Origin of the sequence: Pseudoalteromonas sp. ESRF-bin5, from assembly GCF_002632075.1 — a bacterium.
GTDB lineage: Bacteria > Pseudomonadota > Gammaproteobacteria > Enterobacterales > Alteromonadaceae > Pseudoalteromonas > Pseudoalteromonas marina.
The window spans coordinates 17,444-40,855 of record NZ_NTLW01000079.1 but is presented as its reverse complement, the minus strand read 5'-3'; the positions used below and the strand labels follow the sequence as shown (position 1 = coordinate 40,855).

Genomic DNA, 23,412 nt, shown 5'->3' with positions numbered 1-23,412 from the left:
TTAGTGTCTTGGTGGGTTGCCACCGCCCCTTTTAAGCGCGAGTAATCTTGCACACCATTTTGACCAAACCATAACCTGTATTGAACAAACAGTGCTAAGCACAGTAAGCACACTTGAAAAACACGCATTTAACACTCCTTATTTAATAATTTAAAAGTTTTAACTTAACTAAGCTAATGGGCGTTTTATATTGCGCCAATTAATGTTCCCTGCCAGTAGCATTTCACGTAGTGATAATACACGTGGTGTGCAACGCTTTGAAAACTGCCACTGATGCCCACAGCATGCTGCAGCTAAACTCAACTTACTTGGCTTTAAAAGTTGTGCATATTGCTGCTCTAGGCCGTTGCCTAAAAAATCAAACCACCCTAGCTCGTTGCAATGCAACTTGTTTTCAGACACCTGATCAATACTGTCTATCCTAAGGTGTAATTTGTCATACTGGTTTACTATCACCGGAACAATTAGTCCCACTTTGGCATGCGCTTGAAAAAAAAGTTCATTGGCTTGTTTATTTACATCGGGCGGCGTTGCTTTTTGTTTTTCGAGCCACGAGCCATTTTGTGCATCAAGCGTAAAAGGCGAATGCCCGTTTACTACAAGCGATGCAGCTCGTTCAATGTAATAAGGCAAACTTTTTAACTGCCTACGCAGCTTATCGGCATTAGGTTCGGCGACTAACCGCTGAACTTCTCGCTGATAAAATGCATTGCACAACTGCGCATAAAGCGCCTTTTGCGCATCAGTTTGCCAAATTTCAACTTGCTGCTGTTCACCAAGTGACTGATTTTTCGCGACCAATTGCTTTACTCAAAAACATTCAGATAACTGTTTTATAACATAGTACTGAATAGTTTTTAAGCACACATAATAAATTAAGCGCTTGGTTTTTCACCTAACTTAGCTTTACCCGACTCTAAAAATTGCACAACACTGTTGCGCTTTTTACCAACTAGTAAACTGCCATCGGCTAAAAACATAAAGTTTTGCCAATTACGTTTAAATACGTCAAACGTTGTTTCAATAACATTATCGCGCGCCATACAAAAATATACCGTGGTATTTGCTTCCCACCCTAAAAACTCTAAAATTTCTTGAGGTGGTAAAGCATCGCCATTTTCCCAAGCTGCTTCCCAGTTAACTTCATCACTAAAACTTTTATCTTGACCGCACCACATACTGTCATCAAAAAAGTCGGGGTGGTCAAACTCCCGGCTTACCATTGTGCTCCAAAGCACAGCAGCGCGCTCGTCGCTCATTGGTTTTATTTTAGCTGCGTCATCACTTGATACCGGAATGTCTTTATGGCGAAAAACCCACGCTTTTCTGTAATCATCTAACGAAATATAGTTCATAATATTGGCAAATTAGTTAGCATTAAAAGTGCAAACACAAATTATACAAGAGATTGAAGCATGACTACAGCACTAAAACTGGGTTTATATCAACACTACAAAGGCCCGCAGTACAAAGTTTTATATCAGGCAACACATAGCGAAACAGACGAACAATTGGTGATATATCAAGCCTTATATGGTGAGTTCGGTATTTGGGCACGACCACTTAGTATGTTTTTAGAAACCGTTGAAAAAGAGGGCAAAACTATACCTCGTTTTGCCTACCTTGGACCTGCAGATTAACTGTGGCATTATAACCCCATTCAAACTGCTCAGACCAGACAAGGGTACACCGTGCAATTTAATTCTACTGACAATTACATCGCAAGCAGCTCGCTAAAACAGGCTGTAAATGCTGCTATTATGCTTGAAAAACCATTACTTATTAAAGGTGAACCTGGTACAGGCAAAACGATGCTGGCCGAAGAGCTGGCTAAAAGTTTAGATACCACACTTATACAATGGCATATCAAATCGACCACCAAAGCACAGCAAGGCTTATACGAATATGACGCGGTATCACGCCTGCGTGATAGCCAGCTTGGTGATGAGCGTGTGCACGACATAGGCAATTACATTGTTAAAGGTAAGCTCTGGCAAGCCTTTACCTACGGCGAGCAGAATAATAAACGCCCAGTATTATTGATTGATGAAATAGACAAAGCCGACATCGAATTCCCAAACGACCTATTGCTTGAGCTGGATAAAATGGAGTTTCATGTTTATGAAACTGGCGAGCGCGTTGTTGCTAAACAGCGCCCTATTGTGATCATCACCTCAAATAACGAAAAAGAACTGCCAGATGCATTTTTGCGCCGCTGCTTTTTCCATTATATTGATTTTCCATCGAGCGACGAAATGCAGCAGATTGTTGATGTCCATCACCCCGATGTAAAACAAGATTTAGTACGCCAAGCATTAGAAGTGTTTTTTAACTTACGTGAAGTCAACGGCATTAAGAAAAAACCATCTACCAGCGAACTACTCGATTGGCTTAAACTTTTAATGGCTGAGGATATCGATGCGAAAACCTTGCACGACAAAAGTCAAAAAGGTGGCCTAATGCCAATGTTTGGTGCGCTTTTAAAGAACGAGCAAGACATCAGCCTAATCGAAAAACTTGCCTTTATGAGCCGCCGTTAATATGTTGATTGCGTTTTTCTTCAAATTGCGTGAATACCGCTTACCGGTCAGCATGCGTGAGCTGCTTGATTTAATCAATGCACTAAAAAAAGGGGCGGTATTTGCCGACATTGACGGTTTTTACTATTTAGCCCGTACCATTATGGTTAAAGACGAAACCCACTTTGACCGTTTTGATAAAGCCTTTGCTGATTACTTTAGCGGCGTTGCCGACCTCGACTTACTCGAAAGCTTAAAGCAGCAACATGACTTACCCAATGACTGGCTGCGCAAAGAGTTTGAAAAGCATTTAAGCGATGAAGAAAAAGCACAACTCAACGCCATGGGTGGCCTTGATGAGCTAATGAAAACCCTCAAAGAGCGCCTAGAAGAACAACAAAAACGCCATGCTGGCGGGAGTAAATGGGTTGGCACGGGTGGTACATCACCCTTTGGCGCGTATGGTTATAACCCCGAGGGCGTGCGCATAGGTCAAGACGGCAACCGCAACCGCCGCGCTGTCAAAGTGTGGGATAAACGCGAATACCGTAACTTAGACTCTGATCGTGAAATTGGCTCGCGCACCATTAAACTCGCCCTTAAAAAACTACGTAAATTTGCCCGCACTGGCGCAAGCGACACCCTTGATTTAAACGAGACCATTCGCGCGACCGCTAAACAAGGCGGCATGCTGGATGTAAAAATGGCACCAGAGCGCCACAACGCAGTTAAAGTGTTAATGCTGTTTGATATTGGTGGCTCAATGGATGATTACATTCACACCTGCGAAGAGCTGTTTAGTGCTGCCCACAGCGAGTTTAAACACTTAGAGTTTTACTACTTTCATAACTGTTTATACGAACACGTTTGGCAGGATAACCAACGCCGCCATTCAAACGTAATAGACACCATGACGCTGATTAATAAATTTACCAGCGACTACAAAGTCATATTTGTGGGTGATGCCACTATGGGCCCATACGAAATAGCCTACCCTGGCGGCTCGGTAGAACATTACAACGAAGAGCCCGGCAGTGCATGGTTACAGCGTATAACAAACCACTTTGATAAAGTCGCCTGGCTCAACCCACAACCCGTTGAACACTGGCCGTACTATCAATCAATTGGCTTTATAAAAGAGCTAATGAACAATCGCATGTACGCGCTGAGCTTGGATGGGATAAGTAGAGCGATAAAAGATCTGAGTTAATACTGAGTATTAATAAAATGCATTCTTAAATTATAAAGATATATTCTCAATAAAATGGGGGGGATTTTGTTGAGAAATCTAATATGACTAATTTACTTTAACCGTGAAATACCGACTAGAACACAAATAGCGCCACCGACCATACCAGCCAACGCTTCCATTGGCGTATCGCCGCTTAATGTTCTGCTGATTTGCGACGCAGCTGCATCGTAAACATTGTAGCCCCACGTAGCTAATGCTGCGCCAACTACTACAAGTACTATTCCTAAAATTTTATTATTCATTTTTTCTCCAAATATTACTACTATTTACCTGAATCAGTTAAGTACCAACACCGCTATATAGTTAACGCACACCTTAGGTAGTTAACGTAACTTGAACAGATAATATAGAAAGTCATAACTATTTTTTAAGTGTAAAAATACAACCTTTGAAGTTATTATTTACATCCAATATATACAGATTGCTAACCAACAGTACCCTCTGAATAACTCTACATTTTAATCATCGCAAGTGTAGTCAGGTATAATAAACAGAGTTATAACAATCAATGTTAGTTTACGGTTTCAATTGCGCAGTCGAGGAGTTTATTGAAAATAAAGGGCTATATGAGTTAAATATTTAGAAGCGAGCCCCTTAATAAAAGAGGCTCGTAAATATATTACTTAGCGTAATACTTACCAGTTATCAGTTTATTATAAATGCTTTCATAATACTTAATTTTTGGCTCAATATTAGAGTTTGGAACTAAAGAGTTACTCGAATAAAAGTAATAAGGTTCAAATATATCTACCTTATTGACTTGCACATTCCCTACTTCACTTACAATTAAATCAAAAACATGCCACATTTCATCTGCACCTTCACCAGGTGGAGTAAACACATACCTACGGTCGTCAATTAATAACTCAACCTTAGTAGTATCAGAGTCAATTTCTGGAGTACCAGAATAATTATGTACTTTGTAAGAGTATGTTCCTGGTAAAGCAAACTCTGGTATAGAGATCACCTCAGGGCCATAACTAGTGACATCGTCAACGTCTAAAAACATAACTACGTCGTTTACTATTACTTGCTCATTTCCAAAATAAATATGGAACTGTTCGCCGTTCGTACTTGAAGGCCCCCATAAATGAGAATCCAAATCAGTTGGCATTAATCCCCAATTTAACTTTATCTTAGTAAATGCTTCATTTAAAACAACACACTCACTTAGAGTAATATCAGTATTAAAAGTATCAATAGAAAATGTTCGACTTTGAATACCAGCCGAAGATGAAATAAGAACAGTACTATTCATCTTTGCAGGTATTGAAAAGTCGCCATTTTCATCAGTAACCGCTGATGACGAACCTATATAGTCCCTGCCTTCTGAATTAATTTGTACACCTTCAAGTCGATTTTGATCCTTGTCTTCAATACAACCATTTATAAAAATAGTTTCATATATCCGATCAGCATTCCATGTAGTAAAATGGGAAACCATTCCGGAATAGTAATTTCCTTGTGGTCCAGATACTAACTCAACCTGCCCCTCTTCTATCCAAAGGCCAGAGTTATTGTCAAAGTAATATAAAGGAACCGTTCCATCTAGCTCACCAACAGCTGGAATATTTATTTTGGCTTGCATATTTTCAGTCAAATTAAGTTCAACGCCATCAGCATCTTCAAAAGTAACCGTTATCGCTCCAAAAGACTCAATAGGTTTAATCTCTCCATTAACATCTTTAGTAATCATTTCACCGGGCATAAGGTTAATATCAATAGCAGGGTTTATAATTGTGAGCTCTGCATTGACGAGTCCTGTAGCTAAAGTCCCATCCGCTCGCTGCAAGCTGTTAGCAGGTAACTCTACAAGTACAAAATCCTCAACTGAAAGATTATTCTCGATAGTTGGATCAAACGATATCTCAGCCTGAACAGGTTGTAATAAGATATTATTAGACAAGTCTATTTGCTCTTCATTTAAGCCTATAGCCATCTCAGCAAAGCCAGAAGCGTCACTGATAATAGACATGCGTTCAGTAATGTATATATCTTGGATAGAAAATGTAACAATCCCATTTTCATCAGAGACCGAATCAGCTAGGATTTCATTACCATTCGTCAAAAAAGCATCTGCATTTGGAATTACATCTTCAGTGTAGTAATTTTTTATAACCGCTGAAATACCTTGAAAGAATTGCTCATCAAGTATGAATGAAGCTCTTACAGGTAATACTCCATCTTCTTGTCCATCTCTCACTTCAACTGTTAAGTTATACTCAGTTGTCTCTGAAGCTCTGGCTTGATAAGTAATTAGACCGTTTTGATCTATTTCCATTCCTTCAATTTCAGGGGAAACTGAAAACGAGAAGTCACCATTTTCTATATTATCGTCAGGATCAGTCAAAACTAATTGAAAACTAAAATCATCCCCACTTTTAACTGTTTGATTTGGTATGAGGGATAATACAGGGGTATCATTAACCGGAGTAACGACTACTTCAAATGATTGAATTACATTATCATTTTCCCCGTCATTAACGGCAACAACTACTTCACCTGAGCTTAATACTCCTTCGGTAGGAAGCCATTCAATTAAGCCTGTTTCAGATATAGACATACCCTCTGGGAATGAACTGAGTGTAAACGTCAAATCATCTCCATCATCTTGAACTTCAACTAAATAAGTATAAGTATTGTCTTCGATAGCAGAGGTTACCGCTTCAGATGTTATTAGAGGCGCATTATTTACAATAGCAACTTCATTATTAGTCGCTTTCTCATTTGAATCTGAAGAGCCACATGCGGTTAAAATAGTTACAAGAGGTAAAACAAGTAGGGATTTGAGTTTAAATTGATGTTCCATTATATTTCCTTATATTTATCAACGGCAAAGATATTAATCATAAAAAAACATTAAAACAACCTTTATTTAACAAGTAGATATGGAAAAATGAGATCTTTGTAAATAAGTTTAGCAACTTAAAAGCATTGAAAGAAAAGGTTAAAGGTGATTTCTCTATCTACGAAATTTTTTATACTATTTAAAAAAACTTACACATTCCAAACCCTAAACTATCGCCATCACGTTTTACATAACCATAATGTGTATAAAAGCTTTCTTTACCGTGAGCACTTAATAAACCTACTGTAGCGCCATTAGAACAGGTGTTGCTTAAGTAGTTTTCAATGTGGGTCATTACTAAATGGCCAATGCCTTGTTTTTGATAGCTTGGCGCAACAATTATATCTTGAATATAAAAATACATTGCGCCATCACCAATCACTCTGCCAGTGCCTATCAACTTATCAATGTCGTACACGGCAACCCAAAACTGTGAGTTTTCGATGCTTGCTTTTAGTACTTCATCGTCGGGGTTTCTCCACTTTACTTGTGTACGTAAATTGGTAAATTCATCCAGTGCAGGGGCTTTAAGTTCAACTTTATAACCCATAATATCCCCTACTCACTTTTAAAGCCCTTTACTCATAAACAAGCTATACGGATCTAACTCATAATCAGCAAACGGTTCGCACTCTTTAAAACCAAACTGAGTGTAAAGCTTTTGCGCAGGTAAAAACGCCTTAGCAGTGCCGGTTTCTAAGCTAAGTTTTTTATACCCTCGCAGTGTTGCTTGCTCAATAATATGCGTGAGTAACTTAGCGGCTATGCCTTGGCGTAAATAGTTGCTTGAGGTGCGCATTGATTTAATTTCGCCATGCGTGGCATTGAGCACTTTTAATGCGCCAACACCCGCTAAGTTATTATCAATCCATAAACTATAAAAAGTTATATCGGGCTGAGTGAGTTTAGTTACATCAAGTGCATGTACGCTCTCAATGGGGGAGTATTTTAGCATATCGTTATGATGCGCTTGTAGTAGCTTTATAACGTGAAGGTTTGAAAGCTCGCCTGTTCTAATATCCATTTATGCCTCGTTTAATCCTAAAATTTTATATTTTAGGGCTTTAATTGAAGCCCTAAAGTAAGTGGCTATATTTAGGCTGCTAACTTCCACACCACAAACACAACAGCAAAACCAACTAAGTACACTAAGCCTAACCACGTTAAGCTGCGCAATAGTGCGCTATGTTTAATGGCGGGCTCTGAGCGCACTAGGCTAAAGTTAAGCCATGCAAAAACGGGGGTGGTTACAAAAGCAAGTGTCATGGCAAAGGTAAGCATGGAGCCAAGAGCTGATTTAAAAAATAAAATAACGGCCATGCCTGCAAGTGCTTGCAGTATTAACCAAATATTTAGGCTGTGTTTTGATTGCCCAAAACCAAGCAATTTATGTGACTCGTTAAGTGTACGTGCGTAGCCGTCAAGCACGGTGAGTGTAGTGCCAAACATACATAAAAAAGCAATAGCTGATACCAGCGGCCTTGCCCACTCACCAATAGTCAGTGCGTACATATCAATAAGCTGTTTAGCAAAGGCAACACCGCCAAGCTCAATACTGCTGCTTTGCCCGTATTGCACCAGCACACCTAAGCTAAAAAATACCAATGCTAAGCAGGCTGTTAGCCAATAGCCTACGTTAAAATCGAATAAGCCTTGGCTTTTAGTGACCGTTTGCTGAGTTTGTTTTTCTTTGAGCCATAGCGAACTAAGGGCTGATATTTCTATGGGTGCTGGCATCCAGCCCATTAAAGCGACCATAAAGCTGAGCATAGCAAGTTCGTAAGGTGACGGGCCAATATAGTCAGCTGGCGCCATTGGGCCGTTACTAAATGCGATAACTAGCGCAATAACAGTAGCGAGCGTTAAGAGCCCCATAATGCCTTTAGCAACGCTATCAAGCGCTTTAAAGTGACCTAACAATAATATTGCTAAGCAAACACCGAGCAATATCCAACATAGCAGGGTTACCTCTATCACTACAGGCAGTGCGTAATGCAGTAAGCTGGCGGTAAGTAGTAATACGCCTGCGGTATTAACAACAGCAGCGAGTATGTTTAGGCCTATAAAACTATAAAAATACACCGGGCCTTTGTTTTTATAGCCTTCTACTAAACTGTTTTTAGTGGCTAAGGTATATTCCATACCAAAGCGAAAAAACGGATATTTTAATACGTTAACAGCCAGTATTAACCAAAATAGTTGCCAGCCAAATAGCGCGCCAGCCTGAGTAGATGCAACTAAGTGAGACCCGCCAATTGCTGCAGTTGCCATTAAAATACCAGGGCCTAGTGCGCCTACGTGAGATTTCCAAGAAGTGTGTATTTGCTGCATTAATTTCTCAAATTGTGTATGTTATTCACTCTGGTTATTAATTTTCACAATTAATAACACCGAAGGCTGCATAACTTACCTAAATTAAAGGCAATAAAAAAGAGCCGTAAGGCTCTTTTTTATAGTGCTTTGGGACTAAAAATTATTTTAGTTCCATCTCTTGGATGATTTCGTGCGCTATTTCTGGCGTTGTACTTACAGGCTTTTCGTGTAAATTTGCTTTTATTTGCCCTTTTCGATGTTTTAGTGCTGCATCGAGTTTTTTAGCTGCGCTTGCAATAGCTGGGTACATTACTTCGTTTTCCCCTTTTACTGATATTCGCGCACCTTCGTAATTAGTGCTAATTTCGGCTTGGATTTTATGATGCTCTTTAGACAAGATCATATCGAGAGAAATAAGTGATGGAAAGTGGCTCTCAATTTTAGAAAATTTTTCGTTGATGTGCTCTCTAATAGAGTCAGTAACTTCAACATGGTGACCAGAAAGATTAATTTTCATAGGGTATCCTTTTATTTGTTACCTCATAAATAGTATTGGGGGCTATTTAGATTAACACAAGGAAAAAAGAGAGATATTTGAGGTTTATTTGCGGTTTTTGGTGATTTAAATCATGTGTTGCGCAAAGTTTATGCAAAGCCCATAAACCATGGGCTTTCAGACGTCTAACTGTGCTAGCTATTAATCTGTGTACGAGCAACAGTAGTCGGCAAAATCACTTACTTTTACTTTAAAGCTTACGTTAGCGTCTACATTAAACGACTCGCCCGCAGAAAACGTTTTCCACTCGCTTGCCCCTGGTAATAAAATATCCCACTGGCCACCTAACAGCTCCATGAGTTCTTTTTTACTGGTATCGAATACAAATTCACCCGGCTGCATAAAGCCTAATGTTTTGGTAGTTCCATCGCTAAATACAACCGTACGGCTTGACACTTTTCCGTCAAAATACACGTTGGCCTTTTTAACTACGCTTACATTTTCAAACTGAGACATTTTAGCTCCTGCTATTAATTTAAAGATCTTTATTTATAAATTTTATCTCACTACCTTGCCTGATAGCTTACTTTCTTGCAAGAAAAGCAGTAACGCTTAATACCAATTCGCAATAATACTTAATCATTTTTAGGGGCTAAAAGTGTCGCTATCTGCGTTAAAAAATCCTCATTTAGAACAACTAAATAACGAATTTTTTGCCTAGCTATCAACACGTTTACCTATCCTCAAAATAGATCACTTAATTAAGCGGATTGGTATAAGATGAAGTTGTTTCATATATGGGCATAAAAAAACCCGCACATTGGCGGGTTTTTAAATTACTTAACTTATTTAATCAAAAACGATTAAAAAAGTGCGTTTGCTTTACTTACAATGTTTTCAACCGTAAAGCCAAAGTGCTCAAACAACTCGTTAGCTGGTGCAGACTCACCAAAGGTGGTCATACCGACTACGGCGCCATTTAGGCCTACATACTTGTACCAATAATCAGCAATACCTGCCTCTACCGCTACGCGACGTGAAACGCTTGCTGGTAATACGCTTTCTTTGTACTCAGGCGATTGATCTTCGAATGCATCAGTACATGGCATAGATACAACACGTACCTTTTTACCTTGGCTGCGTAATTCAGTAGCTGAATCTTGTGCTAATTGCACCTCAGAACCGGTTGCAATAATAATTAGCTCTGGGTTGCCGTCACAGCTAAGGATGTAACCACCCTTTTTGACGTCGCTTAACTGTTGTGCATCACGCGCCTGTTGCTCAAGACCTTGGCGTGTGAATATTAACGATGTAGGACCGTCTTTACGTTCAATAGCTTGTTGCCATGCAATTGCTGACTCAACTTGGTCACACGGGCGCCAGTTATAAAGGTTAGGCGTTAAACGCATGCTGGCAATTTGCTCTACTGGTTGGTGAGTTGGACCATCTTCACCTAAACCAATTGAATCGTGCGTGTATACAAAAATGCTTGGTTGCTTCATTAATGCAGCCATACGAACCGCGTTGCGTGCGTATTCCATAAACATTAAGAACGTTGCACCGTAAGGAATAAAGCCTTTATGAAGTGCAATACCGTTCATAATTGCCGACATACCAAACTCACGCACACCGTAGTAAACGTAGTTACCACTTGCATCGTCCGCTGTTAGGCCTTTAGAGCCTTCCCAAATTGTTAAGTTTGAACCTGCTAAATCGGCAGAGCCACCCATAAATTCTGGTAATAATGGACCAAATGCATTTAATGCATTTTGTGACGCTTTACGAGATGCTGGATTTGCCGGGTTTGCTTGTAACTGCTCAATATACGCTTGTGACTTTTCAGCCCAATCGGCAGGTAAATCTGAATTTGTACGGCGTTTGTACTCAGCTGCAAGCTCTGGGAATGCTTTTGCATAGGCTGCAAACTTTTCGTCCCAGCTTGATTCAAGTTCTTGGCCTTTAGCTTTTCCATCCCACTGTGCGTAAATGTCTTCAGGGATTTCAAATGCATCGCCCGTCCAACCTAAAAACTCACGCGATGCTTTAATTTCGTCATCGCCAAGTGGTGCACCGTGACAGTCGTGGCTACCCGATTTATTAGGTGAACCGTAACCAATAATTGTTTTACAACAAATGAGGGTTGGTTTATCAGTCACGCTTTTTGCTTCGCTAATTGCAGCACTTACTGCATCGCTGTCGTGGCCATCAACGTCACTAATTACGTGCCAGCCGTACGCTTTAAAACGTGCTGGTGTGTCATCGCTAAACCAACCTTCAACTTCACCATCAATAGAAATGCCGTTGTCATCCCAAAAAGCAACCAGCTTGCCAAGGCCTAATGTGCCGGCAAGCGAACAGGCTTCATGCGAAATGCCTTCCATTAAACAACCGTCGCCCATGAATGCATAGGTATGATGATCAACAATGTCGTGACCTTCACGGTTAAATTGTGCCGCAAGCGCTTTTTCAGCAATTGCCATGCCTACTGCATTTGTGATCCCTTGGCCTAGTGGGCCCGTAGTGGTCTCGATACCTGGCGCATAACTGTATTCTGGGTGGCCTGGTGTTTTAGAGTGCATTTGACGGAAGTTTTTAATTTCGTCCAACGGTAAATCATAACCACTTAAGTGCAATAAAGAATAGATAAGCATTGAACCGTGGCCGTTTGACAGTATAAATCGATCTCGGTCTGCCCACTCTGGATTTGATGGATTATGTTTTAGATAATCGCGCCATAATACTTCTGCGATATCAGCCATGCCCATAGGGGCTCCAGGGTGACCAGATTTGGCCTTTTGTACTGCGTCCATTGACAAGACGCGAATAGCATTTGCAAGTTCTTTGCGAGATGGCATGAATTCTCCTACCTTATATATGTATTTGCGCGGGTATTTATGTGTTCGTTTATGTACTCAAGTTACAAGAGCACTTTTATTGCGACCATTCTTACTTATTGTGGGGGCTGTGTGCAATTAAAAACCCTATAAAAATGAGGTATTATGAATATTTTTTAAGACCATAATGTCATAACTAATTTAATTTAGACGTCTAGGCGTAAAAACACTATGCAAGGTGTTTCGTTTTAGATAAAATACGCCCCTTAATTTTTTAGCGCTAATACCGACGTTTGTGAAGCGCAATATTTGTGAGCATAATTACAATGGCAAAACATTTATTTACTTCTGAATCTGTTTCTGAAGGTCATCCGGATAAAATCGCCGACCAAATCTCTGATGCGGTTCTTGATGCTATCCTAGAGCAAGACTCTCATGCCCGCGTTGCGTGCGAAACATACGTGAAAACAGGTATGGTTATGGTTGGTGGTGAAATCACTACTAGCGCATGGGTTGATATAGAAGAGATTACGCGTAAAACAGTACGTGAAATTGGCTACACTCACTCAGATATGGGTTTTGATGCTGACTCGTGTGCAATTTTGAACACCATTGGTAAACAGTCTCCAGACATTAACCAAGGTGTTGACCGTACTAGCCCAGAAGAACAAGGCGCTGGCGACCAAGGTTTAATGTTTGGTTACGCATGTAACGAAACTGAAGTGTTAATGCCTGCACCTATCACGTATTCTCACCGTTTAGTTCAACGTCAAGCACAAGTACGTAAAAGCGGCGAGCTTAACTGGTTACGTCCAGATGCAAAATCTCAAGTTACTTTTGCATACGAAAACGGTAAGCCAGTAGGTATTGATGCGGTTGTTCTGTCAACTCAGCACAGCGAAGACATCTCTCAAAACGATTTAGTAGAAGCTGTGATGGAAACCATCATCAAGCCAGTACTTCCTGCTGAACTAATCACAAGCGCAACTAAGTTTTTTATTAACCCAACAGGCCGATTTGTAATTGGTGGTCCAATGGGTGACTGTGGTTTAACAGGTCGTAAAATCATTGTTGATACATACGGCGGTATGGCACGTCACGGTGGTGGTGCTTTCTCTGGTAAAGATCCATCAAAAGTTGACCGCTCAGCTGCATACGCTGCACGTTACGTGGCTAAAAACGTAGTGGCTGCTGGCCTTGCTGATAAGTGTGAATTACAAGTATCTTACGCAATAGGTGTTGCAGAGCCAACTTCTATTAGTGTTGAAACGTTTGGTACTGGTAAATTAGAAGAAGCACGTTTAATCGAATTAATTCGTGAACATTTTGACCTACGCCCTTACGGCTTAATTCAAATGCTTGATTTAGAGCGCCCTATCTACCTTCCTACTGCAGCTTACGGCCACTTTGGCCGTGACGAATTCCCATGGGAACGCACAGATAAAGCTGACGCACTTCGCGCAGCAGCGGGTCTTTAAGACTAAAGCAAAAAAACGGCCCTTTTAAGGGCCTTTTTTATAGCTAGCAATTATGTAACGCAACGCTAATTCATAGTTTAAAAAATAACTATTAATTGGTCCTCGAACTTTTTTATACTTTAGGTATATACTCATTTAATTATAAAGCTTTAGGGATATTTAAATGACCGATAACTTTCGCGTTATGTTTGCTGGACTCGCTGATAACGTTGACTCAAAAACAGCGTGTACAACACTGGCGGCAAAACTAAAAATCTCAGAAGAAAAAGTAGCCTTATTTTTTAAAGGTAAGCCTTTATTTGCGCCTAGCGATAAAAACAAAGCATTAAAACAAGCTAAGCTACTTGTTGGAATGGGTATTAAAAGTAAGCTTCAAGCTGTATCGACAAATACTGAAAAAACCACTCAAACGGTAAGTGATAGCCAGCGAGATGAGCGTATTTTTGACGCATTAGACTACATAACCAGCAGTTTAATCAGGCTAGAAGAAAAACTCGAAGACCTTGAGCAGCGCTTACCTGAAAACCAAACAAAAACCCCTGAAGTAGATGAAGACGAATGGCAAGACGAAGAGCTATTACTGGACGAGGAACTAATAACTCAGCCTAAAAAACGCAGTAATGCATTGCTTTATTCGTTAATAGCTACGGTTGTTACGTTGCTTATTATACTTGCGGTGTACTTGGCGTTTCCTGCTTTATTTGCTTTTTAATTAGTTGGTAAGTTTGAAAAATGAGCGATTCACGCGCCCAAATAAGAAAATCTATTCGCGAATTACGTAATAATTTGTCTAATGAACAGCAAAATTTAGCATCTCAATCTTTAAGTATGAATTTTATTCAATACTTAAAAACAAAAAAAACAGCTAAAAATCAACATATCGCCATTTATTTAAGTAACGACGGAGAGCTTGATACCTCCTTGTTAATTAAAGAATTATGGAACTTAAATCACGTTATTTACCTACCAGTAATACACCCATTTAATGGCGCCACTTTGCTGTTTCAGCGCTATGAGAAAAACTCACCCATGAAGGCAAATCGCTATGGTATCTTTGAACCTAAGCTAAATTGCAGTCAAATATGCCCTTTACCCGAGCTGGACTACTTACTTATGCCATTAGTTGCATTCGATAATCAAGGTAATCGCTTAGGAATGGGAGGTGGGTTTTACGATAGAACACTGGCTCGTTTACACGATGAAAACTGGCAAAAAACACGACTTATAGGCCTTGCACATGAGTGCCAAAAAGTTGATGTATTGCCAATAGAGTCTTGGGACGTACCGCTTAAAACCATAATAACACCCAACAAAAATTACTGCTGGTGATGTGATTATTCGCATACTTGCAGCACACGTTTGACATACATGAGCACAAAATAATGACACAAGACGAATTAAAAAAAGCAGCAGCATGGGCTGCACTCGAGTTTGTAAAAGAAAACACGATAGTAGGTGTAGGCACAGGCTCAACCGTTAATCACTTTATTGATGCCCTTGGTACAGTTAAAGACACTTTAGTAGGTGCAGTATCAAGCTCTGAAGCTTCTACAGCGCGTTTAAAAGAGCTCGGTATTGAAGTGTTTGAGCTAAACGATATCGATGCACTCGATGTTTACATCGACGGCGCGGATGAAATTAACGCTCAAAACGAAATGATTAAAGGCGGTGGTGCTGCACTTACCCGTGAAAAAATTGTGGCTGCAGTTGCTAAGCAGTTTGTGTGTATTGTTGATGACACCAAACTAGTGGACACATTGGGGGAATTTCCGCTTCCCGTTGAAGTTATTCCAATGGCGCGCAGCTACGTAGCACGTGAGTTATTAAAGTTAGGCGGCGACCCAGTCTACCGCCAAGGTGTGGTTACCGATAACGGTAACGTTATTTTAGACGTATATAATTTAAATATTACCAATGCTAAGCAACTTGAGACAGATATAAATCAAATTGTTGGCGTAGTTACCAATGGCCTATTTGCGATGCGTGGTGCTGATAAAGTAATTATCGGCACTAAAAATGGGCCTCAAATTAAATAGGATGAGGTTATGAGTAAGGTATCGTTAGCAAAAGACAAAATTAAAATTCTCTTGCTTGAAGGTGTGCACCAAAGCGCAGTTGAAACGCTAAAACGAAATGGTTACAGCAATATAGACTACGTTAAAACATCGCTACCTGAAGACGAGCTTAAAGAACGTATTAAAGACGCTCACTTTGTAGGTCTGCGTTCTCGTACTCATATTAACGAAGCTGTTTTAGATGCTGCAGAGAAGCTGATTGCCATTGGTTGTTTTTGTATTGGCACAAACCAAGTTGACTTAAGTAACGCTCGCCAGCGTGGTATTGCTGTATTTAATGCGCCATTTTCAAATACACGCTCTGTTGCAGAGCTAGTACTTGGTGAAATACTGCTTTTACTTCGCGGTATACCTGAGCGAAATGCTGCGGCTCACCGTGGTGAGTGGCTAAAAACAGCAACGGGTTCATTTGAAGCACGTGGTAAAACGTTGGGTATTATTGGCTACGGCCACATTGGTACTCAGCTAGGTATTATGGCTGAAAATATTGGTATGAACGTCGAGTTTTACGATATTGAGGATAAGCTAACACTGGGTAATGCAAAACAAGTGCATAACTTGACTCAACTACTTCAGCGATCTGATGTAATTAGTTTGCATGTGCCAGAAACACCACAAACCAAAAACTTAATCGGTTCGGCAGAGCTTGCGGTAATGAAACAAGGCGCTATTTTAATTAACGCCTCTCGCGGCACCGTTGTTGATATTGATGCCCTTGCAGAATCACTTAGCGAGAAAAAGCTAAGTGGTGCAGCAATTGACGTGTTCCCTGTTGAACCTAAATCTAACGATGAAGAGTTTGTATCGCCACTACGCGACTTCGATAACGTTATTTTAACGCCGCATATTGGTGGTTCAACTCAAGAAGCTCAAGAAAATATTGGTATTGAAGTGACAGGTAAATTGGCTAAATACTCAGATAACGGCTCTACAATTACCGCCGTTAACTTCCCTGAGGTATCACTGCCAGAGCTTGCTAACCGTAGTCGCTTATTGCATGTTCACCACAACCGCCCAGGTGTGTTAACGCAAATTAACCAAGCGTTTGCGCAGCACGGTATCAATATAGCGGCTCAGTACTTACAAACTGATGAAGCAATTGGTTATGTGGTTATTGACGTTGATACCGACCACTCTGAAGTAGCGCTTAAAGAGCTAAGTGCAGTTGAAGGAACAATTAGAGCGCGTATTCTTCACTAAACATTATCTATAATAAAAGCCGCATTTGATTAAACAAGTGCGGCTTTTTAAATTATGATTTAACGACTTATCGTGATTACTCGCCTTTAACTTCTAAATTTATAAACTTAACCAGTTCTTCTGGCTTACCAGCTAGCATCATTAATTGCTGGTTAACTTCCATCATAGTTTGGCCTTCAGGCAATTTTGCTGAAACAGTTAACGAATTTAAACCGCTGGCAAAGCTGGTTAACGCATTCGCTATTTCTTCAGTTACAGGCGCTTGCTCTAACTGCTGGGCTAACATTGCTTGCATTTGCTCAATAGTCATACCTTGCTTTGAAAGCTCACTTTCTAATAACTCTTTAAGTTTACCTTGGTTATTTATAACAAAGCTTGCGTTACGGGGTTCAAGCTTGCTCATTGCTTGCATCATACGTGTTTGCTGTTGCAGTTGCTGCTCATAAGTTAGAGGGGTATCACCCGCTTGCTTTTGTTCTTTGCTCATCGCAAGCGACGTATCCATAAGCGGTTTAGAATTAGCTAGCCCTATGTCCATATTAAAACTGATCACATCTTGAGCATCGAGCTTTACAACCATATCGCTTTCACCCGACTCTTCATTATAATCTAAAGATGAATGCAGGTTGTAACTTGCTGACGCTAATATGGCATTTGTGTCAGCAGGCAGTGTGGCAATAAAGTCTTTACTGAGCGTCAGATTTTTTACATCAAGCGATGTATGCGGCGAAATTTTATCGGTTTCGTAACCTTTAACTTCAATACTTTGAACGTTGGCCACACTCTCGCCCTCAGGGCTTATTACTTCCATACTTGTAATTTCAACACTTTTTGAAATAACACTTGCAGATAAGCCAGCATATTTAAATGTTGCACCCGTTTGCTCACTCACCATGGCCAGCTGCTTGTCTACTTCAGCACGAACCTCTTGGGTTGCAACATAGTTAGCGTAGCTAACGCCGCCAACACCTGCGGCAATAATCGCTGCGGCTATAATTAATTTTTTCATATTATTTCCTTATTCTATTTTTTATAAAAATTGTATTAACCCAAGAGTAACATTGCATACCAGTCGCTGTAAGCGTTAATTAATCAGGCTCAATAACTCATGTACCGTTTTTACTGGAGTTATTTTAGCGCCTAGGCCTTCCATTGATTTATGGTAGTTACGAAACGGGATAAATATTTCTGTAAAACCATGCTGTGCAGCTTCTTTAACTCGTGGTACGCCGCTGTCTATTGGTCGCACATCACCGTTTAAACTCAACTCCCCCATAATACAAGTGGTTCGAGGCACAACAAACTCGTTCAAGCTACTTAGTAACGCAGTAACAAGGGCTAAATCTATACAGGTTTCTGATTCATCAATTTTTAAACCACCCACAATATTAAAAAAGGTATCGTGAAATATTTTTGTTTTTGTATGTTTACGTAAAATACCTGTAAGCATTTTTATGCGGTTCATATTTAAACCGACACAAACACGCTGTGGAAATTCAGCCTCGGTTTCTGTTGTTAAACATTGTATTTCAAGCAATAGATTCCGATTACCTTTACGGATACAGGTAATAGACGACCCCGGGGATTCAGTCGTCGAGCCCGATAAAAATATCTCACTCGGGTTGTCTACGCTTAACATTCCACGCTCACACATTTTAAAAATACCCACAGTATCAATGTCACCAAAGCGGTTTTTATTGGCACGTAAGGTACGAATTTGTCCATCATTGGTGTCTATGTGTAATAGCGCATCAACAATGTGCACCAAGGTTTGCGGGCCTGCAATTTCGTTATTTTTATTCACGTGAGCAATAATAAACATGGTCACGTCATTCTGCTTACAATATTGAGTTAATGCTTGAGCTGCACTTTTAACTTGCGAAGGAGAGCCTGGACTGCCATTTGCAGTGTCTGTAACAACGGCTTGAATGGAGTCGATGACTGCAAATTTTATTTTATTTTTATCAAGCTCTTCAATAATGGTCTCAACGCTGGTTTCTGAAAGCAAATAAAGCTCATCGGCGTTATAGTCTAACTTTAAGCGGTTAACACGATTTTTAAACTGCGACAAAGATTCCTCAGCGGTACAGTAAAGAGACGGCATACGCTTTGACATTCTTGCCACCAAGTCAGATAAAAGCGTTGTTTTACCCGCACCAGGATCGCCCGAAATAATATTTACAGAACCCGTAGTAACACCACCACTTAAAACACGGTCAAGCTCGCCTATTTCTGTGAGTCGTTTTTCGGCTTCAACGGTCGCTATGTCATTAATTTTTTTAGAACCACCACCAATACCTCCGGCATAACCGCCAACACTTGAGCGTGCAGTTGCTTTTTTACTTTGCCCTGCTGAAGGTTTAAATTCAGCTAATGTATTCCACGCACCGCAACGACATTGCCCCTGCCAACGTTGATAGTTCATGCCACACTCTGTACAAACAAACTCTACTTTTGCCGCTTTAGCCATTAATAACCTTATTTATTAATCATTGAATTTAAAAATGCGTACTGTTTTGTTGTTATTTTGCCATTTCATCTATTTACATAGCAACATAGCTTGCCTGTGCAAATTTCTTAAGCCACAATCATTACCTAATTAACTGTTTTACCTTTATATATCTTAGGGCACAGTTTTTGCTTTAAAATTGAATAAAAGTAACTTGCCAATAAAATGGCACATAACACATAATAACAAAAACTAAATGGTAGTTGCTCCAAAACCGTACCTATATTAATAACATAGCACGGTTCACGTTTATTGAATTTCTAATAAATGGATTTAATAGTATACCTACTTTTTCAAAGAGACGGTGATGGTTTTATAAATGGCTGATGACATCATGCTCAAACACGAGTCCCTCGTTAATGAGCTAAAACAATATTTAGGCAACGCCAAGTTTGACCTAATTTTTAAATCAAAAACAGCAGAGCTTACGAAGCCTGAACAGTTTTTAATTAAAATGGAAATGTCGCGCCTTTCTCAGCCTGTCGAGCGCTTTATTGATCTACGCGGTTTAGTTACAGGACAAGTAAAACCTTACGAACATAATGGTAAACAGCACTTTATGGATGAAACGGCCATTGAAGTGTTTGAAAGCGCATTAAAACAGCATGGTAAATACACACTTGCTGTTTACGAAGCGGTTATGAATACGGAAAATAATCACCGCGTAATGCAAAAAGAAGCCGCCGAAAAAGGGAATAAGCAAGAGCAAGAAGATTTACTAAATACCAATGTTATTAAATTTGCATCTTACGAAAGCCGTGCAGAAGAAAGAATGAATTATTCAATAAAAGTTTCTATTGAATATAACGATAAGAAAAATATTAAAGCAAGTACCTCTGATATTTCCTTGAGCGGCTGTAAAATAAAGCTGGCAAAGCGAAACATAATCAGAAAAGGCCAACTAATAGCAATGCGTTTGGTGGGTCTAGAGCAAGACTTTGAACTGGGTTTAAAAAATGGCATTCAATATGAAGTAGTTGCCGTTGAGAATATCTCACGTGAATTTAATCATATTCGTTTAAAGCGAACTTACGTTGAAAATAATGAAGCCTTTGATAACTTTTTAGAAAGCTTTATTCACGGAAATAAACGCCGCTACAAAGTTAATTTAGATAACACACTCGATGCGGTTGTATCAAAAGGTTATGAGCAATATTACATACCTCGTGTTACTTCATTGTATGTGTTTTTAAGTAAAAAAGACGATCAGTATTATCCTAGTTTAAGCCTAACAACCGAAAATAATATTTTTATTCAGCGCTACTTTACCGATGAAAGAAGTGTACCTTGCTTATACAACGTGCTTAACCATAAACGGGTCAGTGGGTTATTAACACAACCAACAGCAGTTAAAGAAGATTACCTGTACACCTTTACACATGTGTCCTCTGGAAAGATTTATTACTATTCAGCAACCCGCACTGAATTAAACAATAATGCCAAACTACGTGATTTATTTTTAGGGTTTGGTAGTCAAAAAGAAAGCTGGCAATGCTTTAAAATTCAAATAATGCCGAGTCATCCTGATGATGCTTACATACCACTTTCACTGCCAAATTCTGCTGGTAGTAAGATTGAAAAACTTAACAAACCTCCTTCGCCTCGCGTTGAAGGATTAGTTAAAGACGTAAAATATATTGTTGTACTAACTAGTATAGGTAATAGCGTTGAGCAATCGCGTTATAAACAAATAACTTACGATAAAGCTTTGGTCAATCAGCTTAAACTTTTTGGGCATGCCAAACATAAAACGGCTCCCTATTTAGACATTGTTGCGCTTGAGTATGTAAATTTACGCTCGCATAAACGCTATTTATATAAAACCGACGTTAAATTACATATAAATGATACGGTATTGAGTGGACATACACGCGATTTTTCAGCCATGGGACTACAACTAGAGTGCGATCAGCCTGTTAGCTTTAAAAAAGGCGACATTGTCTTTTTAACATTCCCTGATTTACAAAAAATAACTAAAAAGCATGCATTAAACGAACTCAAGTACGAGGTTATGGCTATCAGTAAGTCACTGACCACTGTTAACTTAAAAGCCAATAGAGTGGCTGACTTACCCCATGCTGGCGTTAGTTTTTTCACACAATTGATTGAAAATAACAAAGACAAATTAAAGGTAAGTGAAGAGGCTCCTAAAATTGAAGGGCTTTCTACAGCACTTAGAAACATGGTAACAAAAAGCGTTTGCCAGTTTCCGCTGTATTTACACAAAGAAGCGGCACATTTTAAAGTGGGTGCAATTGGTTATGGTTTATATTCAAGCCCGCTGCATGTACTTTTACAAAACTTTGGTTTACTGAGCAATAAAACGGACGTGTCGAGTATAATAACTAACGAGCAAATTTTAAATGTGATCACTCCAAATATAAAAGATCTCAGCAGACAAGATCCGCCACTTGCGTTTACACTGGCAATCAATTTTGACCCCCGACAAGATAAAGTCACCGAAGCTATTCAAAGCCAGTGTATATTAGGTGAAGATTACAGCAGCTTTAATGAACAAATTAGCAAGGGGATTAAGTCTCAAATTATATTTGTTATGCGACTATATATTTCACGTACTGGTCGCCCAGATACAGATTACCTATCCAGCGAGCTTAGCTATGTGAGTCAATACGCATTACATAAAGCTAAAGAGTTGGAAGAAGCTTTATGGTCGGTAACAGGTGTGGGTGATGTGGTTGATATTACAGAAGAAGCTTTAAGTCATTTTGAGTTAGATCAACAAAAGGTTGACCAAATGGGCCGTCGTAAACTGCTTTGGTTAAACCGCTCTCGCTAAGCGGTTTAACGCTAATATGCCATCGTTATTTTTTGTTTAACGGAATAGCGAGCATATAAAGTAACTGTAATAACGAGCCTTTACAAATAGCTGCTTGCGCTTGCTCAACTACTTTTGGTTTACCATGAACAGCAACCCCAAGCCCAGCCTTTGCCATCATAACGAGATCATTTGCACCATCGCCAATCGCCACTGTTTGTATTTTTTCAAGTCCGAGCTTAGCTTGCAAAGACTCTAAAATAACCGCTTTTTGCTGTGCATCCACAATCGTACCAAGTACCTTACCAGTTAATTTATCATCTTTAAATTCAAGCACATTTGCATGTACTTCATCTAAATTTATTAGCTCCTTAACACGCTCTGCAAAAGGTACAAAACCGCCCGATGCAATTGCTAAATACCAATTGTGATGCTTTAGTACTTGGCACAAGGCTTTTATGCCCGGCATAAGTGGCAGGGTATTTTTTAACTCTTCAATAAGGTTTTTTTCAATGCCTTTAAGCTTACCTACGCGCTGATTTAAGCTTTCACTAAAATCGAGTTTACCTGCCATTGCGAGGGCTGTTACAGATGCCACATCATCGTACACATTTGCTAAGCGTGCTATTTCATCAATACATTCAATAGTAATCGCTGTTGAATCCATATCCATTACTAACAAGCCCGACTCGTAAAGGTTAGGCGGTGTATTAATTTGTACTAGTTGGCACTCTAGTGTTTCTGAAAACGCTTTAAGCGTTAATGGATTAATAGATTGCGTTGTATTTTGAGTATAAAAACAAAGTGCTGGAGATAAGCCCAAATCAGGCTGGTATTGGCATAATGCTGTGACCGTTTGCCCATGATGAGCTAAAAACTGAATAAAAGTATCTATACTTGTCGCATTAAAGTCACCTGCAAATGCAATACTAAACAACCCTTCTTGTGTATTTGGAACACCATCAAATAGTGTAAAAATCCCGTTGTTATGAGCAAACCATTGGTTGAGCGTTAACATTGACAATGATTGCTGAGAAGTAAGCTGTGCCATGCTGATTTGCGACATGGGATCTCCGTGTTTATTTTTATTCCACTGATATAAAACGAATTGA

23 protein-coding genes are annotated in these 23,412 nt (G+C 39.7%); 9 read left to right on the top strand and 14 right to left on the bottom strand.

All coding sequences use genetic code 11. The features are described from left to right. From BCG07_RS03775 to BCG07_RS03765, 3 genes are all read right to left on the bottom strand, one after another. On the bottom strand, positions 1-128 hold a 128-nt coding region (locus BCG07_RS03775), incomplete at its 3' end, for an FtsB/FtsL family cell division protein (protein WP_502694041.1). 40 nt (positions 129-168) lie between these two features. Beyond that, positions 169-801, bottom strand: coding sequence for a hypothetical protein (locus BCG07_RS03770; protein WP_006791954.1), 633 nt, complete (start codon positions 799-801; stop codon positions 169-171). Between the two features lie 74 nt (positions 802-875). Then, the gene (locus tag BCG07_RS03765; protein ID WP_006791953.1) at positions 876-1,355 is read right to left on the bottom strand and encodes a DUF2947 domain-containing protein; all 480 of its coding nucleotides are present in this window, start codon (positions 1,353-1,355) and stop codon (positions 876-878) included. Between the two features lie 60 nt (positions 1,356-1,415). On the opposite strand from BCG07_RS03765, the gene BCG07_RS03760 reads away from it, so the two are divergent. From BCG07_RS03760 to BCG07_RS03750, 3 genes are read left to right on the top strand one after another with little or no spacing between them, the layout of a single operon-like run. Continuing rightward, the gene (locus tag BCG07_RS03760) at positions 1,416-1,640 is read left to right on the top strand and encodes a DUF1653 domain-containing protein (RefSeq protein ID WP_006791952.1); all 225 of its coding nucleotides are present in this window, start codon (positions 1,416-1,418) and stop codon (positions 1,638-1,640) included. Between the two features lie 51 nt (positions 1,641-1,691). Further along, positions 1,692-2,540: an AAA family ATPase gene (locus BCG07_RS03755; RefSeq protein WP_286888750.1), complete on the top strand. Its 849-nt coding sequence runs from the start codon at positions 1,692-1,694 to the stop codon at positions 2,538-2,540. A gap of 1 nt (position 2,541) precedes the next feature. After that, the gene (locus tag BCG07_RS03750; protein ID WP_286888748.1) at positions 2,542-3,729 is read left to right on the top strand and encodes a vWA domain-containing protein; all 1,188 of its coding nucleotides are present in this window, start codon (positions 2,542-2,544) and stop codon (positions 3,727-3,729) included. A gap of 92 nt (positions 3,730-3,821) precedes the next feature. Here BCG07_RS03750 and BCG07_RS03745 read toward each other — a convergent pair whose 3' ends face one another. From BCG07_RS03745 to tkt, 8 genes are all read right to left on the bottom strand, one after another. After that, positions 3,822-4,013 (bottom strand): DUF3185 family protein, encoded by a 192-nt coding sequence (locus BCG07_RS03745; protein ID WP_286888745.1) that lies wholly within the window; start codon positions 4,011-4,013, stop codon positions 3,822-3,824. 377 nt (positions 4,014-4,390) lie between these two features. Further along, entirely contained in the window at positions 4,391-6,580 is a 2,190-nt protein-coding gene (locus BCG07_RS03740) for a putative Ig domain-containing protein (protein WP_286888744.1), read from the bottom strand. A 178-nt stretch (positions 6,581-6,758) separates the two neighbouring features. Then, positions 6,759-7,169: a GNAT family N-acetyltransferase gene (locus BCG07_RS03735; protein ID WP_286888742.1), complete on the bottom strand. Its 411-nt coding sequence runs from the start codon at positions 7,167-7,169 to the stop codon at positions 6,759-6,761. An 18-nt stretch (positions 7,170-7,187) separates the two neighbouring features. Then, positions 7,188-7,643 (bottom strand): GNAT family N-acetyltransferase, encoded by a 456-nt coding sequence (locus tag BCG07_RS03730; protein ID WP_286888740.1) that lies wholly within the window; start codon positions 7,641-7,643, stop codon positions 7,188-7,190. A 71-nt stretch (positions 7,644-7,714) separates the two neighbouring features. Continuing rightward, the gene (locus tag BCG07_RS03725; RefSeq protein ID WP_286888738.1) at positions 7,715-8,950 is read right to left on the bottom strand and encodes an NRAMP family divalent metal transporter; all 1,236 of its coding nucleotides are present in this window, start codon (positions 8,948-8,950) and stop codon (positions 7,715-7,717) included. Between the two features lie 142 nt (positions 8,951-9,092). Beyond that, positions 9,093-9,449, bottom strand: a complete 357-nt coding sequence (gene hpf / locus BCG07_RS03720) for a ribosome hibernation-promoting factor, HPF/YfiA family (RefSeq protein WP_006791946.1) — start codon at positions 9,447-9,449, stop codon at positions 9,093-9,095. Between the two features lie 180 nt (positions 9,450-9,629). Beyond that, positions 9,630-9,944 (bottom strand): pyrimidine/purine nucleoside phosphorylase, encoded by a 315-nt coding sequence (gene ppnP / locus BCG07_RS03715; RefSeq protein ID WP_010555829.1) that lies wholly within the window; start codon positions 9,942-9,944, stop codon positions 9,630-9,632. A 347-nt stretch (positions 9,945-10,291) separates the two neighbouring features. After that, the gene (gene tkt, locus BCG07_RS03710; protein ID WP_286888733.1) at positions 10,292-12,283 is read right to left on the bottom strand and encodes a transketolase; all 1,992 of its coding nucleotides are present in this window, start codon (positions 12,281-12,283) and stop codon (positions 10,292-10,294) included. A 305-nt stretch (positions 12,284-12,588) separates the two neighbouring features. On the opposite strand from tkt, the gene metK reads away from it, so the two are divergent. From metK to serA, 5 genes are all read left to right on the top strand, one after another. Continuing rightward, positions 12,589-13,740, top strand: a complete 1,152-nt coding sequence (metK, locus tag BCG07_RS03705; RefSeq protein WP_006791943.1) for a methionine adenosyltransferase — start codon at positions 12,589-12,591, stop codon at positions 13,738-13,740. A 163-nt stretch (positions 13,741-13,903) separates the two neighbouring features. After that, positions 13,904-14,452 (top strand): hypothetical protein, encoded by a 549-nt coding sequence (locus BCG07_RS03700; protein WP_243532843.1) that lies wholly within the window; start codon positions 13,904-13,906, stop codon positions 14,450-14,452. 20 nt (positions 14,453-14,472) lie between these two features. Then, positions 14,473-15,069 carry a 5-formyltetrahydrofolate cyclo-ligase gene (locus BCG07_RS03695; RefSeq protein WP_243532841.1) on the top strand — a complete coding sequence of 199 codons (597 nt, stop codon included), beginning with the start codon at positions 14,473-14,475 and terminating at the stop codon, positions 15,067-15,069. Positions 15,070-15,122: 53 nt separating this feature from the next. After that, a complete protein-coding gene (gene rpiA, locus BCG07_RS03690; RefSeq protein ID WP_058428471.1) occupies positions 15,123-15,776 on the top strand; it encodes a ribose-5-phosphate isomerase RpiA in 654 nt (217 codons plus the stop codon). A gap of 9 nt (positions 15,777-15,785) precedes the next feature. Continuing rightward, on the top strand, positions 15,786-17,015 hold the full coding sequence (serA, locus tag BCG07_RS03685; protein ID WP_286888731.1) for a phosphoglycerate dehydrogenase: 1,230 nt from the start codon (positions 15,786-15,788) through the stop codon (positions 17,013-17,015). A 76-nt stretch (positions 17,016-17,091) separates the two neighbouring features. Here serA and BCG07_RS03680 read toward each other — a convergent pair whose 3' ends face one another. Beyond that, on the bottom strand, positions 17,092-18,024 hold the full coding sequence (locus tag BCG07_RS03680) for an aq_1923 C-terminal domain (RefSeq protein WP_286888729.1): 933 nt from the start codon (positions 18,022-18,024) through the stop codon (positions 17,092-17,094). Positions 18,025-18,099: 75 nt separating this feature from the next. Next, a complete protein-coding gene (gene radA / locus BCG07_RS03675) occupies positions 18,100-19,485 on the bottom strand; it encodes a DNA repair protein RadA (RefSeq protein WP_286888726.1) in 1,386 nt (461 codons plus the stop codon). 358 nt (positions 19,486-19,843) lie between these two features. On the opposite strand from radA, the gene BCG07_RS03670 reads away from it, so the two are divergent. Beyond that, positions 19,844-22,321, top strand: coding sequence for a PilZ domain-containing protein (locus BCG07_RS03670; protein ID WP_286888724.1), 2,478 nt, complete (start codon positions 19,844-19,846; stop codon positions 22,319-22,321). A 25-nt stretch (positions 22,322-22,346) separates the two neighbouring features. Here BCG07_RS03670 and serB read toward each other — a convergent pair whose 3' ends face one another. Beyond that, complete coding sequence (serB, locus tag BCG07_RS03665; RefSeq protein WP_243532835.1) at positions 22,347-23,366, bottom strand: phosphoserine phosphatase SerB; 1,020 nt, start codon at positions 23,364-23,366, stop codon at positions 22,347-22,349. Between the last annotated feature and the right edge of the window lie 46 nt (positions 23,367-23,412).

Bases quoted from the DNA above. Each gene is read 5' to 3' on its own strand.
- BCG07_RS03745 (WP_286888745.1), bottom strand. From the start codon at position 4,013: ATGAATAATAAAATTTTAGGAATAGTACTTGTAGTAGTTGGCGCAGCA.
- BCG07_RS03725 (WP_286888738.1), bottom strand. From the start codon at position 8,950: ATGCAGCAAATACACACTTCTTGGAAATCTCACGTAGGCGCACTAGGC.
- BCG07_RS03695 (WP_243532841.1), top strand. From the start codon at position 14,473: ATGAGCGATTCACGCGCCCAAATAAGAAAATCTATTCGCGAATTACGT.
- BCG07_RS03700 (WP_243532843.1), top strand. From the start codon at position 13,904: ATGACCGATAACTTTCGCGTTATGTTTGCTGGACTCGCTGATAACGTT.
- tkt (WP_286888733.1), bottom strand. From the start codon at position 12,283: ATGCCATCTCGCAAAGAACTTGCAAATGCTATTCGCGTCTTGTCAATG.
- metK (WP_006791943.1), top strand. From the start codon at position 12,589: ATGGCAAAACATTTATTTACTTCTGAATCTGTTTCTGAAGGTCATCCG.
- BCG07_RS03730 (WP_286888740.1), bottom strand. From the start codon at position 7,643: ATGGATATTAGAACAGGCGAGCTTTCAAACCTTCACGTTATAAAGCTA.
- BCG07_RS03670 (WP_286888724.1), top strand. From the start codon at position 19,844: ATGGCTGATGACATCATGCTCAAACACGAGTCCCTCGTTAATGAGCTA.
- BCG07_RS03680 (WP_286888729.1), bottom strand. From the start codon at position 18,024: ATGAAAAAATTAATTATAGCCGCAGCGATTATTGCCGCAGGTGTTGGC.
- BCG07_RS03735 (WP_286888742.1), bottom strand. From the start codon at position 7,169: ATGGGTTATAAAGTTGAACTTAAAGCCCCTGCACTGGATGAATTTACC.
- hpf (WP_006791946.1), bottom strand. From the start codon at position 9,449: ATGAAAATTAATCTTTCTGGTCACCATGTTGAAGTTACTGACTCTATT.
- serB (WP_243532835.1), bottom strand. From the start codon at position 23,366: ATGTCGCAAATCAGCATGGCACAGCTTACTTCTCAGCAATCATTGTCA.
- ppnP (WP_010555829.1), bottom strand. From the start codon at position 9,944: ATGTCTCAGTTTGAAAATGTAAGCGTAGTTAAAAAGGCCAACGTGTAT.
- radA (WP_286888726.1), bottom strand. From the start codon at position 19,485: ATGGCTAAAGCGGCAAAAGTAGAGTTTGTTTGTACAGAGTGTGGCATG.
- rpiA (WP_058428471.1), top strand. From the start codon at position 15,123: ATGACACAAGACGAATTAAAAAAAGCAGCAGCATGGGCTGCACTCGAG.
- serA (WP_286888731.1), top strand. From the start codon at position 15,786: ATGAGTAAGGTATCGTTAGCAAAAGACAAAATTAAAATTCTCTTGCTT.
- BCG07_RS03765 (WP_006791953.1), bottom strand. From the start codon at position 1,355: ATGAACTATATTTCGTTAGATGATTACAGAAAAGCGTGGGTTTTTCGC.
- BCG07_RS03760 (WP_006791952.1), top strand. From the start codon at position 1,416: ATGACTACAGCACTAAAACTGGGTTTATATCAACACTACAAAGGCCCG.
- BCG07_RS03740 (WP_286888744.1), bottom strand. From the start codon at position 6,580: ATGGAACATCAATTTAAACTCAAATCCCTACTTGTTTTACCTCTTGTA.
- BCG07_RS03750 (WP_286888748.1), top strand. From the start codon at position 2,542: ATGTTGATTGCGTTTTTCTTCAAATTGCGTGAATACCGCTTACCGGTC.